The organism is Bacillus sp. TH19 (genome assembly GCF_016651075.1).
In the GTDB taxonomy this organism is placed as follows: Bacteria; Bacillota; Bacilli; order Bacillales; family Bacillaceae_G; genus Bacillus_A; species Bacillus_A mycoides.
Genome location: NZ_JAEKEO010000010.1, coordinates 1682932 through 1698042, shown reverse-complemented (window position 1 = coordinate 1698042; position 15111 = coordinate 1682932). Strand labels below are relative to the sequence as shown.

Here is a 15111-nt window from a genome sequence, read left to right as displayed (position 1 = left end):
CCCTCCTACCCTCTAATCATCATTGAAATACCATTTTCAAGACCGTCTGACTCAATTACAATTGCCATCAATCCTTTTTCCGTACTTGTTTCATGGAATTCGCCCTTCGTCCAAAATACAGCTTGTCCAGCTTCCACCTTCACTTTTTCTTTATTTGCTCCACACGCATATCCTTCTCCGTCCACAATAAGAAGCAGTTGAGATACAACTGCTTCTTGATATCCGATGATTCCATTCTCTTGTAAATGCATAGCGCCGATATGTATATTCCCTTGATGGTTTAATATTTTCGACATTATGAAATTAGATTGAAATACTGATATGTGCTTTCCCATTTTTTCGCTAAAGTCAAATATTTTCATTCCTGCTCCTCCCTATATGTATAAAACCATCCTTATTGTCTGCATCAAATGCCCTTCAAAATCTTCTTCAAATTGCTCTAAAGCTGCAAAACCTTTCGCTTCATAAAAGCGCTTTCCTTTTTCATTTGCTGCTTCTACATGTATGTACAGTTTCCGAATCCCTTTAAGTCCGTTAATCCCTCTTTTTAACAAAGCACTTCCTATCCCTTTTCCTTGCTGATCTGGTAACAAATAAATCGCACCTAATTCTGCTTCATTTTGCAGTCTAACGGGTGAAAAATTCGCAAATCCAATTACTTCTCCCTCTTCTTCTGCAACGAATAAATGTGTATTTTTAAGACGATATTTCATTTTTTCATCAGAATAGGCTTCATCTAAAAAACTATTTTGAATCTCTCTCGGAATAATTCCTTCGTAAGTATCATGCCAAGCTATTTTTGCTACGTTTTGTACAGCATGAATATCTTCTTGCTTCATTTCTCTAATTACATATGTCATCTCGATGTCTCCATTCTCTTTAAATTATATTCTGCTAATATACTAGAAGAAATGGCAAAACCATCTTCATAATTTACCTTAATTAATTTTAACTTCTCAATCGAAGCTAGTGTAACATTAAATTTTTCATATATATATTCCATTACACTTAAAAATTGATTTGAATTTAACCCATTAGCAATCGTGCAATGCGGAATCCATTTTCCTGGAACGTAATAGGACTGTGGATTATCATGAAAAGTTTTGAAATAATCATGATAAGAATGATGAAGTCTTAATAATTCATCAGTAATGGTTGGTGCTAGAAAGATCGTTCCGTTAGTAGGAAAAGTTCCAACTGAAGGAAAAGTTACAGCGGAGATGTTCTCTTGAAAAACTACAAACTCCTCTAATTTCTTCGTATATAAATTAACATCTAACTCATTATAATCAGCCAATGTAATATGTGGTTCTACTCCAGCTAGTTGATTTATTCCAATTATATTTGTTAATTCATTTTGCAATTCTTTAATTTTATTAGTAAACACACTATCCAATGTAGCAATAATTGCGTACATGCTTCCTCACCCCTTCGTTACACATAGCGCTTCCCACTCTTCACGAATCATTCCCATTCGAATAGAGTCATAGTATGTCCCGTTATAATAACGGCATTTTCGCATTCTACCTTCTAATCGCATTCCTATTTTCTCCGCTACTTTCATCATGCGTTCATTACCAGACCAAGTCGTAAGTCCTACTCTACCAATCTCCATATTTTCAAATAGCAAATCTCTATATAGTTTTAATGCTTCTGTACCATATCCACCATTCCAGTATGCTGGGTCATAAATTACGATTCCCATTTCTAACCAACGCGTCGGTTTATGTTCCCAATAAAATCCGACTGTCCCTATAATTTGACCGTTATTTTCTATTATTAAATTTGATAGCGGTTCTTCTTGTAAACGAGTTTGCATCTTCTCTTTATAGGACGAATATTCTTGCATTGAGAACGGAAAATACGGTGCATCCCATTTTTTCCACTCTGGATTTTCTTCTTTATATATGAAGCTCCATAATGTTTTTATATCTGATTCTTCAATTGTACGAATTGTAACTTTGTTCCCCTTTAATATAACGTTTTGCATAATTCCCTCCTACATTCCTCTTTATTTCATATACAATTATAATATTTTTTCAGAAAAATCAAAACAAATATCATTTATTATTTTGTATAATTTTGTTATAAAATACGAATTATTTATGTAAATTAGCCTATTTTTTCGAGTTTAATTTAGAAACGGAACTTCGGAAAAAATTAGATGAAGTACGAACTCGTAACATAGTTAATAAAAAATAGGAGGTTATATCCCTCCCATTTTAGCTAAATATTGTATTCCCCTTCTTTTCTACCTCAAGTAGAATTCCTTTCTCTATCCAGCCTTCTACACCATCTTTTTTAATTAAATCATATCCGGCACAACTACCATCAATGAGAGAAACAACATCCCCGTTTCTAACGCTTAATTGTGCACAAGAAATATCCGTTTTCACTGTATACTCACCTGATTCAAGTTGCTTTATATACTCGTTTTTCACATGAAGTAATTCATTTGTTCCTAGTTGTTTACATACGGTAAAACCTTTCATTCTCTCCACAGGCTCTATATAATAATGCGGATATGTAACCCCGCCCTGCATTACTGAATTCGCATTAAAATCGGCCAATACTTCATACTGCGGAAAATGATCTACATATGTATAAGAAAACGTATCACCTGAAGTTGTCCTCTGAATAATAAATGCATTTAATTGCCCTGCTTCTTTAATCGCATTACCACCATCAATCGCAATAATTTTTTTCTCCTTATCAATAACTGGATTGTTAGACGGCGCCTCCTCGGAATAGTTCACAACAGGCCAATGTCCAACAATTACGTACTTATCCGCTCTATGTGACTTATAAAAAAACTCCGGCATTGCAATTGCATTTTTCCTGTCTGTTTGTCTCCAATTCTCTCTATCTTCAAGACCAGCATGTACAAAGATATAATCTTCTGTTTCAATCGCTGTCGGCAATTCTGTTAGCCACTTTATTTCTTTTGAAAAATAGCTCATCAATATGTTTTTCACTTCACGAATATCACTTTCTTCATTAACTGTAATGTTCAATTTCCCTAGCCATTCATTAAAAATTGTATTTTTTCGCGTACATAAATAATTTATTAGCGCAGGATTTTCATTTACAAGCGCTTCAACTACAACTTCACAATTCCCTTCAACTACATAAACATTTGGCTTGCTAACTACTAAATCCATCACATAGTTTACGACGCCAATGCTATCGTTCCCCTTCTCACAAAGGTCACCATTTATAATTAAATAATCATCATCTTTAAAATTAACTTTATGTAATAATTCCTTTAAAAGATTTAATTCGCCATGAATATCAGATATTACGATAACTCTTACACCTTTTGGGATTAATAGTTTCTGAATTTTTTTCAAGTATAAACTCCCCTAACCTTCTTTTAATTCCATATTATCGTCTCAATTATAAAGAGACTATTCGACAAAATAAGTAATTAACCCTCCTCATTCTTCAATTCTAAATTAAAAGGGGTTCCATATGTTCTCACACATAGAACCCCCTTACTATTATAATTCTTTATAAAAAGAATAGCTTACCTTATCATAGCCTTCTCTTTCATAAAAACGATGTGCATCAACTCTTGGAAACGCTGATGTAAGAACGATAGAACTGCACCCTTTTTCTTCCCCCATTTTTCTACATATGACAGCAGAACCTTACCATATCCTTTTGATCTGTGAGCTTCTGCAGTTACAAGATCATATACGAAAACATGTTTCTCATTATAAAAATTCGTACAAATCGCTACACCAGCTAGACTAACAACTTCGTCATCTTCATTCTGTAACGAGAGTAGTTTATAATTTTCTTTTTTCATTTTTTGAAATAAATAACTTGCTTCTTCTCTTGAAATTTTTGTTCGTAATTGCTGTAATACAGGGAATACATCATGTAAATCAGCTTCTGTTACTACTTCTCTAATATTCATTATGATTCTCCTCTTTCTATTTATTAAATTTTCTAAATGTTGTATCATCATTATAAAAAGTAACTGCCCTTAACTTAAGTGACAGTTCGATTATTTTTTATATGGCCAGTTTTTAAAGGAGAATTCTTAAAATGGATCTTACTATCCCATTACAATTAGAAAGTAAAACACCAATTTACTTACAAATTTACGAATATATGAAACGAGAAATTTCTCAGGGATCACTGCCTGCCGGTACACGCCTTCCTTCTCACAGAAATTTAGCGATACAACTTAATGTTAGCCGTATTACTGTTGAATCTGCTTATCAACAATTACTAGCTGAAGGTTATGTAGAAAGTAAACCGAAGCGCGGGATTTTTGTTGTGGAAGTTGATATTGATGTCATTCAAAATAAACAACTCGTTGCGTCAAACAGCGCTAACAATACTAAAAATGAACAATATGACTATGATTGTAGCCAAGGCCTTATTGATCAAAAAGCTTTTCCAATTACAAACTGGAAAAGAGCATTACAAGAAACTTTATTCCAGTATGAAAATGAATTATTTGCTAAAGAAGATCCTCAAGGTGAGTTCATTCTACGAGAACATATTTCAAAATATTTATATCATGCTCGCGGGGTACATTCTTCACCTGATCAAATTATTATTGGAGCCGGTACGCAGCCTCTTCTTTGGCTACTACTTCAACTGCTTGGTTCAAAAAAAGAATACGGAATCGAAAACCCTGGATTTCACCGTATAACTGCTATGATTCAAAGCTCTGCTCTTCCTGTTCACCCTATACCTCTAGATGATAAAGGGCTTCATATTTCAGCTTTACGTGAATCAAGTGCTAATGTAGCATACGTCACTCCATCTCACCAATTTCCTCTTGGAATGATTATGCCATTATCTAGAAGGCTCGAATTATTAAGATGGGCCAATGATTGCGAAGGATATATTATTGAAGATGATTATGACGGGGAATTTCGTTATGTAGGAAAACCTATTCCCTCTTTACAAGGACTAGATTCAAATGAACGCGTTATTTATATGGGAACTTTCTCGAAATCCTTTTTACCTTCTTTGCGAATGGGGTATATCGTTTTACCACCTCATCTTTTAAAAATCTATAAAGCGCTTGGGGGCATGTTTAAACAAACTGTTTCTACCCTGCAGCAACTTGCCTTTGCAACCTTTATTCAAAATGGGGATTGGGAACGCCATATTAATCGAAGTCGTACGTTATATAAAAGAAAACATATTTCTTTAGTTAAATCTATTACAAATGAAATGGGCAATAACGTTCATATACTCGGTGAACAATCAGGGCTTCATATCGTACTTCATGTTCATAATGGTATGAACGAACAAGAACTGATTCATACTGCTGCAAACCAACAAATCAAATTATACCCACTCTCTACATATGATTCTGTACATAATTTAAGCGAGGCGTCATATGTACTACTCGGTTTCGGCAGCATTCCCGAAGATAGTATCGAAATTGTAGTCAAATTACTAAAGGAAGCCTGGTTCCCTAAGTAAAATAACTCCACATAAGTTATACTTATGTGGAGTTATTTTACACACTATTTTTCTGATACGTCTCCTGATCGAGCAGTCCTTCCTGGACGCTTAACACCAGTTGTTTCTGTTGAATAAGAAGCTTCAATTATAGCGGTTGGATCTACAGAGAGAACGAGATCTTTCATTTTTGGATAAATGAAACGGTTTGTAATACAATAAATGATTTTCTTGTGCTCTCCTAAAAAACCACCTTCTCCATGTAGATACGTAACGGATAATTGCAATTCTTTCATAAGCAAATCGCCTATTTCTTTATTTTTTCCAGAAATAATCATAACGCTCTTTCCTTGATTAATACCATCTAATATGAAATCAATCATTTTCGTAACAATATAGAAAATAGCTAATGAGAACATCGCTTGTTCAATTGAAAATAAAATGGCAACAAAAATGAAAATAACTGCATTAACAGCAAGTAAAAATGTGCTAATTGGTACTTTAAAGTGTTTGTTCATCCAAACAGCTAACATTTCTGATCCATCAATTGCCCCACCCATTTTTACAACGATCCCAACACCAACTCCAAATAGAACTCCTCCATAAAGTACAATTAATAATTCCGAAGTTGTAATTGCTGGAAATGGCTTTAAATAAATCAATCCAAGTGTTGTAACAACATTTGCATAAGACGTACGGATAAAGAACTTCTTACCCATTACTTTTGCAGTAAATAACAAAATAGGAATATTAAGTCCTAAAAACACTCCGTAAAGCGGTAATCCTGCAACTTTATTTGCCATAATAGCAATGGCCGTTACCCCGCCATCTACTAATCCATTAGGTGCTAAAATAAGCTCTAGTGAGCCCGCTACAATAATGGATCCAATTGTTAATAATACGTATTCGAATAATTTTTTCATTCATTACCCCCAAAACTTATATATTTTCTTAGTATTATTTTAACGTAATTTTACTACTAATTCAAAGATATCAGTTTATATACACAAAAGTTTCACCTTTATAGTGATTTTTTATGTAATTTATTTATAAAAACACACTTACGTATTTCAGTAAGTGTGCTCCAAACATTTATTTAAGTTTTAAGTATGAATTCACTTTCATTTTAAATATTTCATCAACTGCTCTATTATACCCACCAGCATTTCGAAGTGACTCTCCAACTTTACGACTATTTTCCTTAAACGTTACATCATACATTACTTTCTTTACAGTCTCACGTAACAATTCAGAAGTTAATTCTTTACGATTAAGCCTTATTCCAGCTCCTACTTCACTCACTCTTTTCGCAACTAAAGGCTGATCTCCTGTTACCGGAATTACAACTAACGGGACACCGTAATATAGTGCTTCACTCGAACTATTCATACCACCGTGTGTCACGAATACATCAGCGTACTGTAATACTTCTAATTGCGGCACATAATTATACAACTTAAAGTTATTCGGAATGTTTTCAAATTGACTTATATTTATCTTCTTACCAACAACTAATACGACTGTCGCTTCTACATCTTTAAACGCTTCAAAACATTTTTCATATAACTCAGGTTGTTCATTAAAAACTGTTCCCATAGAAATGAAAATCAATTGTTTATCTTTTAAATCTTCCATAGGAAAGCTATCTACTTCTTTTCGAGTAGCAATTGATGGACCGACAAACTTATACGATTCATCGAATACATCTGAACGCGGCTGATATTCCTTTGAAGTATATACAATAGTAATATCACCAGGATGATTCATAATATCATACATATTAATACATTTCATTCCATACTGCCTATTCCATTTTTCCATTCCCGCTAAACAAGATTGATATAATGGATTAGTTTCATCTACTTGTCTCGATTCTTGTTCATCATTAAAAGTAATGTACTGATTAAAAGCAAACGTTGTACAAGAAGAAACGCTAGGTAATTTTAAAACATTCGCTATAATACGTCCTACTGGAAAATGATTATCGTATATCAAGTAATCGTACTTTTCCCCTTTTGTTTCTTCTACAATTTGAGTAACAATACGCTCTGATGCTTCAATCATATGAGATAGCATCGTCAAAGGACTCCCACCTTCATTTACTCGTTCCATAATATTAATTTGAGAGAGGAAATTCTCAAACACTCGGAATTCTGCACCTGTTGCTTCAATCTTCTTTCTATAATCTTCAATACAATACGAAACAACTGTTTCCCCTCGCCGAATTAACTCACTTACAATAGCTAAAGTCGGATTTATATGACCTTCTCCAGGGAAATTTATTACGAGTACATTTGCCATAATATTCTCTCCTATCTAATATAATTAATAGTTAATCATATTAATTAATTTAAAACTATTAAGTAATCTATTCTACTTCTTCATATTTTTCTCTTCATTTTATTATTGAGAAATATTTTTCATAACCTACATTATAACTCTTATAAAAGTAGGCTTAACCTTTCATTTATTGAAAAATACGGGATTTACATTCAGGCATTTTTCAGATTTATCATCAGAAACATTATTTTGATAATTCATACAAAACTAGAAAAATATAATTTTCACACTGATTTCTCACCATAAATTCATTTAAGTTCTATGTTGTCCCCATCATTATCCACTTGGTACATATTCTGTTATATAATGAATTTATAGAATTTACAGAATAAGGAGTCCTTTCATGCTACAACAATTGTTTACTTCACCTATTTTATCCGCTCAAGCTTTGCATCCAGGCTATGAAGACCATGCAAGCGACGTGTTTCTTGTTAAAACAGAAGCTGAAGAAGTTATTGTTCGCTCTTCAAAAATGACTGAAGAGCCCAACAATGATTTTTGGTGGGGATGTAAAAATCTTTTTGGAATTGATCCAAGGCATGTACATCATTTAGAAACAATACACGCATTATTGAAAAAGCATACTACCTTACCCATCCCGACTATTTTGCAAAAACATGTTTTAAATGAGCGAGAGTATGTAATCGTCGAAAAACTAACCGGAAATACGCTGCAATCATTTATCGGACAACCTGATTCTATTTTATTCAGCCTTGGAAAAGGACTAGCAGAAATTCATTCGTTTCAAGCAGAGTTTATAGGAAACCCATCAAATACTTTCCACATTCCACTAGAAGAATTTAAGTCTCACATATTAAAAGTCAGTAAAGATCTTGTAAATAAGTTCTATTCCGATAACGCGAGCATCCAAAACGCATTTCATACTTTTGAGTCACAGCTCTCTTCCTTGCCGTCACCGAAGGAATCTACACTTGTTTTAATTGATATGGATCCTACTCAGTTTTTATCAGATGGAGAATCTATTACTGGTTTAGTAGATACAGAGGCTTATGCAATTTCTCCACGAGAGTTTGATTTTATTGGATTAGAATATGTACTTACAGAAAAAGAGGCTCATGCTTTTAAACAAGGTTACGAAACCATTATGCCCATTCCTCGTCTTGAAGAATGTAGACACCCCTATCGATATTTGTACCGGTTATTATCTGTTCAGGGCAATGTGGAGTTAGAAAAGTGGCTAAGTCATCCATCCTATTTTTAAATACGAATGAGAGGGATTATGAAATGAATATTGAAAAAAAGAAATCTTTAACAGCAAACGAAATTCAGCAAATGAAAGATTTAGCTCATATTTGCGGACAACACGATCAAATTGATTATTCGTCAGATTTACATGTCAACTTTTTAACTGCCCGTAATAAAGAAAGGATAAATGATTTTATATTTTATGATGGTACTCAATTAATTGGTGCATTAAGTATGTATGACTTTGAAAGACCGACAAAACTGGAGTTAATAGGGTTTGTTCATCCAAACTATAGGAAACAACATATAGGCACCACTCTTTTACAAACCGCAATGAAAGAAATACGAATAAGAGAGGCAGATGAAGCTCTTCTTATTTTGAATGGGGATTCTGCTTCTGGGAAAGAATTTGCAAAACAAATGAAGTTACCTTATTTATATAGTGAATATAGTATGGAGTTCAAAGCAAAAGAAGTGCAAAAAACAACAAAGAATACTATACAGCTCACTCTTGCATCTTCAGAATCACTTCTTAATCTTATTGAAATTTCCAGTAAAGCCTTTGGAGATTCTGTAGAAAATACCGCTACATGGTTACAGAAAATGATGAATTCACCTTCTCATCAAGTTTACATTGCTCTTATTAATGAAAAAGCAATTGGAACGATTACAGTTACTGAGCAAGAGCAATCTACTACACTATCAGGATTTGCAGTTCATCCTTCTTATCAAGGTAAAGGATATGGTAAAGATATTCTTAGTTATATGGTACATACACTTATTACAGAAGGAGTTTCAACAATTGAACTAGACGTCGAAACGAAAAATAACAATGCTTTAAAACTATATACACAATGTGGTTTTGAAATTAAAAAGAAGCATGACTATTATAATTTAATGAATTTTGAGCAGAATACATATGTCTAAAAAACTAATTTATTCTGATTATGATATTTTTACAGACATTTATAATAAACATTGGGGACATTTTGCAGAACACTCCTATCCAGCCTATCATAAATTTGTTTTACAAGATGCCGCTTCCCACTCCCGTATATTAGACCTTTGCTGCGGGACTGGTCATCTTACTAGGAAACTAATTGATAATAATTTTATAGTAACTGGTATAGATGGTTCTGCTCAAATGATCGAACACGCACGTCAAAATGCGCCAGATGCAACCTTCATCGTCGATGATGCTCGCTATTTCAATATAAATGAGCAATTCCACTACGTCATCTCAGCCGGTGATAGCTTAAATCACATTATGAAATTAAACGAGCTAAAAGACGCTTTTCATCATGTTTATTCGGCATTATATGATGGAGGTACATTCGCATTTGATATAAATACAGAAAAAGGATTTCTTGAAAACTGGAGTGCTTCTTTTCATATTTCAGAACGAGAATATGTTTGCACCATTGATTCCACGTATGATAGTGAAAGTAACAGAGCAGAAATGAACTTCATACTATTTAAACATGACATAGATGATAGTTGGAAAAGAAGTGACTTTTCTTTTGAGGAAGCCTGTTACTCCAATGAAGAAATAATTTCTTCGTTGGAATCTGTAGGATTTAAAAACATTCAACTACATGGTGCAAATAGAACATTTTTCATTTGTCAAAAATAAAAAAACTGAATCATATCGATTCAGTTTTTTCTTAATATATTTACAATTGCAGTCGTTTCATCATTTTCTTTATAGACACGTGGAATTCTTCTGTCCAACATACATGTAACTTCATAGTTAATTGTACCTAGCATATCTGCTATTTCTTCTACCGCAATCTCTTCTTCATCTTGTTTGCCGTAGAATACAACTTCGTCTCCTACTTGTACTGGCATTGCATTTGTAACATCTAGCATAAGCTGATCCATACAAACACGGCCAATTACAGGTACTCGTACTCCGTTTATTAGCGCATGCCCTTTATTAGATAGCTGACGATTATAACCATCAGCATAACCAATCGGTACAGTTGCAATCCATTCTTCGCCCGTTGTTACATAAGTATTCCCATAGCTAACACCACGATTTTTCTTCGCATGTTTAACATGAGCTACTTTTGATTTTAAAGACAACACTGGCTGTAAGGAAGCAACTGTATGATCCACTTCTCTTGAAGGATACATACCGTAAATTCCAATACCGACACGAACCATATTTTGAAATGTGTTACTAAGTTCCATTGATCCTGCACTGTTTGAACTATGAATATATGGAAAATGAATTCCTAATTCTTCCGCTGTATTTACAGCTTTCTCAAACAAACTTGTTTGCATATTTGTATAAGTTTTATCTATTTCATCAGCGGTAGAGTAATGTGTAAACATCCCTACTACTTCTACATATCGCATACGTTTTAACTCTTCAAAAAACGGTTTAACTTCTTCTTCCTGTAAACCAATACGGCTCATTCCTGTATCAATTTTCACATGAATTCGCACTTTCTTTTGAAGATGGTTTGCAACTTCATCTATACCATGTAAATCTTCTACTCTATAAACAGTCATCATAACGTCATATTGAATTACATCTTCTACAGCTGCTACTGGTGTATATCCTAAAATTAAAATAGGTACAGTGATTCCAGCTTCTCTTAATTCAATTGCTTCATCTACAAATGCAACTGCAAGTTGGTTTATTCCTGCTTCAATAGCCGATTTCGCAACTTCAACTGCCCCATGACCATACCCATTCGCTTTTACAGCAGCCATCATTGCAATATTTTCATCATTCACACGTTTTTTAAATTCTTTTACATTATGTTTTACCGCATTTAAGTCAACTTCAACAATTGTATCTCTTCCATATTTCAAGCTCATTGGTCTAACTCCTAACTCAATAATTACATTCCATTCTATTTCACGTTTCATATGACCTTTTACAATATAATACTTTTCACTATGCTAGTCAAACTACTAGAATTTTCGGAATTTTGAGTATGATATAATACCCTTAAGAAACTATTATATACGGAGGTGAGAATAATTACAATGTTTGTTCCATCTGCATTGAATCAAGTTAAAATTGCTATCGATACTTCCATTCAAATACTGAACCAATATACTGAAAGTGATTTGAAAATAAAGTCGATTGAATCAAAGCGGGCATTATTTGAAATGTGTACACATCTTTCCCTTATTTGCCACGCTGATTTACTCATATTAAATGGTATTACGGAAAAAGACTTACATACCTTTTATATAGAACAAACACCAGAAACAATTACTCAAATACAGCAAACGATGATACAAGGGTACGATTTACTTTCTAAAACTTTTTTATCCTATTCCAATGAAGAGTTAGCGGAAATTATGACTGCTTATTGGGGTATTTCTTACTCTCGATTCGAATGGTTGCTTGAAATCGTTGCACATTTTTATCATCATCGCGGGCAAATTCATATTTTATTATGTGAGCACGTTAAAGATCCTAACATACCTTTATTTCAATAAAGGTATGTTAGACGACATTAAACTTTTTTAAGGCAAATAAAATACCACCTTCACTCGCCTTCTTTGTAACGAAATCTGCTCTTGTTTTTAACTCTTCTCCGCCATTCCCCATCGCAATTCCTAGTCCTACATACTGTAACATCTCAACATCATTTCCACCGTCACCAAAAGCAATTGCTTCTGATTTACAAATTTCCAGATGTTCCAATACCTTTTGAATTGCAGTTAGCTTCGATACTTTACTATCTTCCAACACATTCATAACGTAACCATGAAAACGTTCAAACGTAAGTGCTGGATATCTTTCAAAGAATTTTTGAGCTTCTGTTTCATCAGCATACAGACATACACAATAAATCTCTTCTGATAAGTTTCTAACTTTGTCAGGATACCGCTCTAAATTTAACGTTTCATTTAATGCTCGTATTACACGTTCGTCTTTTGAGGCAATACCATTCATTACAAATTCCTCTGTAAAATAAGAAACACTGTGACCATGTAATTCAGCGAAATTTGAAATATCATGAACAATTCCACTTGAAAGTACCGATTTATGTATAACTTCATCAGCACATTTTATATGTGCACCATTTGCAGAAATAAACGTATTTATGCCCAGCTCTTTAAATTGTGAGCATAAACTATATGGTCTCCCTGTTGTAACAACTACGTGAATTTCTTTATCTATTAACCTTTGTATCGCTTCTTTTGTGCTTTCATGCATACTTCTATCAATCTCACTTAAAAGAGTACCATCCACATCAAAAAATACAACTTTGTACATATCCTCTTACATTCCCTCTAAATGATTTGTATCATTTATAAAATGAATAGTTTTCTGTTTATCCGTAAGTTCAATCAAACTAATTCCCGTATCTCCCATTTTAAAATAATAGTCCATGCTAATTGGCATTTGGAAAAACGCTCGTAAAAGACTATTTATTACACCACCGTGTGCAACAATTGCAATTCGGTCATATGTATTCTCTGTCACGATTTTAGAAAAAATCCCTTCTATTCTCATTCTAAATTTAATAAATGATTCCCCGTTTTCAAAACGATCATGAAGAAATTTTGGCTCTGGATATTTTTTCGCTTCTTCAAATGATAACCCTGCTTGTACCCCATTATTAAACTCCATTAATTCTTCTTCTAGTTGAATTGGGCACCCAATTCCTTCTGCTAATGTTTCACCAGTTTCGCGAGCACGTTTTAATGTGCTTGCCCAAATGAAATCTGGCGGGAAATCTGCTTTCACTTTCTGTACAAGTCTTTGTACTTGCTGTCTTCCCTTTTCTGTTAATTCAAAGTCAGCTCGACCTTCATGTACATTTAAAATATCTGCTTCTGATTCACCGTGGCGTATTAGTAGTATTTGCATGTTTCTTCCGCTCCCTTGTTTAATATTCACAAAACTCCATTATATCACATTCTTAACTTTATATAACAAAAAAGGAACGGTTTCCCGCCCCTCATCCATTCACTTTCTCTGCATCATTCCAATAATACTTACTAAACGCTTCCGTTAACACATCAATAGTATTATATAGTTCGTCTAGCGTATTATCCACACCACCAACTTCAATTAACATCGCATTTTTAGATAAATCTTGATTATAAACGCCATTTCCATCTTTTTTATACTTTGGAAAGATCCCTCTGCTTAACCCGTAATAGTTTTCATCTAAATAACTATTGATTGCTCTTGCAATTTTTTCATTTTCAGCACGCCCTTCATTTTCCATCCCAATTATAAAATATAATCTTGCATACGATTTCCCGTTAATTACTTTTGTTGTTACCTTCTTCCGCTGATCATCACGGTGTATATCAATCGGAAACGCAATTTTATTATTTTGTGCTAATGTTTCTTTTACATATTCATGAGACGCTTTATATGATTGCGGCCATTTCCATTTTTTACTCGCTAATAAATTCCCCATATTCGTTTTATCATGAACTACCGGAATTCCTTGTCCTTCAAGTTGTTCTTTCATACGTTTCCCTAGTAAGGACACATTTACATCTGGACTTGATGGATCGGTAGCCCCTGGTAATAACGGAAAGAAAGATTCCCAGCTATGTGTATGATAAATATATACTGCACTTTCACCTTTTTTCGCTCCGTTCTTTTTCTGAACCGGATTATTCTTTTCAGCTTCTGTAACTTTATCTTTTGCTACTTCTCGCTCTTTCGTTACTTCTTCAATCGGTACACTAGATTCATTTGGGATATTCGTAAAGTTTGTCCCTTCCCCAGCTACGATAATGTTAGAGTAATACTTTGACATACCAGGCACTTCTTTACCGACAAACGTTCTTAAATCTTTAATTTTCAAATCCGTCGCAATCGAGAACATTAAATTTCCAAATGACTCCCTTTTATTCTGCTTAAAATAATCAAATCCGTAATAGCGATTCTCACTTTCTATCATTTGAACAAAACCTTGCATCGATACTTTTCCAAACCATTGATTCACGTAATTCGATTTCATTGTATGTAAAAGCGACGTCAAAATCGACGCAATAATAATTATGACTAGTGCATATAGAAAGAGTAACGAGATTAGTTTCTTCCCATGTATACGGGTTGCATACTTCTTCACTGTATCACCTTCTTTATACATGGATATGTACAAGCTTTTCGTAATATACGCAAAAAAAAAAAGA

The 15111-nt window shown here is 33.7% G+C and carries 16 protein-coding genes and 1 pseudogene; 5 read left to right on the top strand and 12 right to left on the bottom strand.

Going from position 1 to position 15111, the window contains the following annotated elements; genetic code table 11:
• Window positions 1-5: 5 nt before the first annotated feature.
• The 6 genes and pseudogenes from JFU54_RS26350 to JFU54_RS26325 all read right to left on the bottom strand — a co-directional run bounded on the left by JFU54_RS26350 (window position 6) and on the right by JFU54_RS26325 (window position 3922).
• Window positions 6-362 (bottom strand): cupin, encoded by a 357-nt coding sequence (locus JFU54_RS26350; RefSeq protein ID WP_201067022.1) that lies wholly within the window; start codon window positions 360-362, stop codon window positions 6-8.
• A gap of 12 nt (window positions 363-374) precedes the next feature.
• Window positions 375-860, bottom strand: a complete 486-nt coding sequence (locus tag JFU54_RS26345; protein WP_201067021.1) for a GNAT family N-acetyltransferase — start codon at window positions 858-860, stop codon at window positions 375-377.
• The gene (locus JFU54_RS26340) at window positions 857-1417 is read right to left on the bottom strand and encodes a 2'-5' RNA ligase family protein (protein ID WP_002031500.1); all 561 of its coding nucleotides are present in this window, start codon (window positions 1415-1417) and stop codon (window positions 857-859) included. Before JFU54_RS26340 ends, JFU54_RS26345 begins: the two co-directional genes overlap by 4 nt.
• 6 nt (window positions 1418-1423) lie before the next feature.
• Window positions 1424-1990 (bottom strand): GNAT family N-acetyltransferase, encoded by a 567-nt coding sequence (locus JFU54_RS26335; RefSeq protein WP_002031502.1) that lies wholly within the window; start codon window positions 1988-1990, stop codon window positions 1424-1426.
• A 232-nt stretch (window positions 1991-2222) separates the two neighbouring features.
• Window positions 2223-3350 carry a metallophosphoesterase gene (locus JFU54_RS26330; protein WP_002031503.1) on the bottom strand — a complete coding sequence of 376 codons (1128 nt, stop codon included), beginning with the start codon at window positions 3348-3350 and terminating at the stop codon, window positions 2223-2225.
• A gap of 150 nt (window positions 3351-3500) precedes the next feature.
• Window positions 3501-3922 (bottom strand): annotated as a pseudogene (locus JFU54_RS26325) (GNAT family N-acetyltransferase).
• A 131-nt stretch (window positions 3923-4053) separates the two neighbouring features.
• Between JFU54_RS26325 and pdxR the strand changes: the two are divergent.
• Window positions 4054-5454 (top strand): MocR-like pyridoxine biosynthesis transcription factor PdxR, encoded by a 1401-nt coding sequence (pdxR, locus tag JFU54_RS26320; protein WP_002031505.1) that lies wholly within the window; start codon window positions 4054-4056, stop codon window positions 5452-5454.
• Between the two features lie 44 nt (window positions 5455-5498).
• Here the strand turns inward: pdxR and JFU54_RS26315 are convergent, their stop codons facing one another.
• Both JFU54_RS26315 and JFU54_RS26310 read right to left on the bottom strand, forming a co-directional pair.
• A complete protein-coding gene (locus JFU54_RS26315) occupies window positions 5499-6356 on the bottom strand; it encodes a YitT family protein (RefSeq protein WP_002031506.1) in 858 nt (285 codons plus the stop codon).
• A gap of 169 nt (window positions 6357-6525) precedes the next feature.
• Window positions 6526-7734: a macrolide family glycosyltransferase gene (locus JFU54_RS26310; RefSeq protein WP_002141425.1), complete on the bottom strand. Its 1209-nt coding sequence runs from the start codon at window positions 7732-7734 to the stop codon at window positions 6526-6528.
• 382 nt (window positions 7735-8116) lie between these two features.
• On the opposite strand from JFU54_RS26310, the gene JFU54_RS26305 reads away from it, so the two are divergent.
• The 3 genes from JFU54_RS26305 to JFU54_RS26295 are packed head-to-tail and all read left to right on the top strand — an operon-like array spanning window position 8117 to window position 10612.
• The gene (locus JFU54_RS26305) at window positions 8117-8995 is read left to right on the top strand and encodes a phosphotransferase (RefSeq protein WP_002141424.1); all 879 of its coding nucleotides are present in this window, start codon (window positions 8117-8119) and stop codon (window positions 8993-8995) included.
• Between the two features lie 23 nt (window positions 8996-9018).
• A complete protein-coding gene (locus tag JFU54_RS26300) occupies window positions 9019-9906 on the top strand; it encodes a GNAT family N-acetyltransferase (RefSeq protein ID WP_002141423.1) in 888 nt (295 codons plus the stop codon).
• Window positions 9899-10612 (top strand): class I SAM-dependent methyltransferase, encoded by a 714-nt coding sequence (locus JFU54_RS26295; RefSeq protein ID WP_201067019.1) that lies wholly within the window; start codon window positions 9899-9901, stop codon window positions 10610-10612. Before JFU54_RS26300 ends, JFU54_RS26295 begins: the two co-directional genes overlap by 8 nt.
• Window positions 10613-10632: 20 nt before the next feature.
• On the opposite strand, the gene alr is transcribed toward JFU54_RS26295, so the two are convergent.
• Window positions 10633-11808, bottom strand: a complete 1176-nt coding sequence (gene alr, locus JFU54_RS26290) for an alanine racemase (protein WP_201067017.1) — start codon at window positions 11806-11808, stop codon at window positions 10633-10635.
• Between the two features lie 171 nt (window positions 11809-11979).
• Here alr and JFU54_RS26285 point away from each other — a divergent pair, with 171 nt between their 5' ends.
• A complete protein-coding gene (locus JFU54_RS26285; protein WP_002031519.1) occupies window positions 11980-12441 on the top strand; it encodes a DinB family protein in 462 nt (153 codons plus the stop codon).
• A gap of 7 nt (window positions 12442-12448) precedes the next feature.
• Here JFU54_RS26285 and JFU54_RS26280 read toward each other — a convergent pair whose 3' ends face one another.
• The 3 genes from JFU54_RS26280 to spoIIP all read right to left on the bottom strand — a co-directional run bounded on the left by JFU54_RS26280 (window position 12449) and on the right by spoIIP (window position 15068).
• Window positions 12449-13225: a Cof-type HAD-IIB family hydrolase gene (locus tag JFU54_RS26280; protein ID WP_002031522.1), complete on the bottom strand. Its 777-nt coding sequence runs from the start codon at window positions 13223-13225 to the stop codon at window positions 12449-12451.
• A gap of 6 nt (window positions 13226-13231) precedes the next feature.
• Window positions 13232-13822: a histidine phosphatase family protein gene (locus tag JFU54_RS26275; RefSeq protein ID WP_201067015.1), complete on the bottom strand. Its 591-nt coding sequence runs from the start codon at window positions 13820-13822 to the stop codon at window positions 13232-13234.
• A gap of 91 nt (window positions 13823-13913) precedes the next feature.
• A complete protein-coding gene (spoIIP, locus tag JFU54_RS26270) occupies window positions 13914-15068 on the bottom strand; it encodes a stage II sporulation protein P (RefSeq protein ID WP_002031526.1) in 1155 nt (384 codons plus the stop codon).
• Between the last annotated feature and the right edge of the window lie 43 nt (window positions 15069-15111).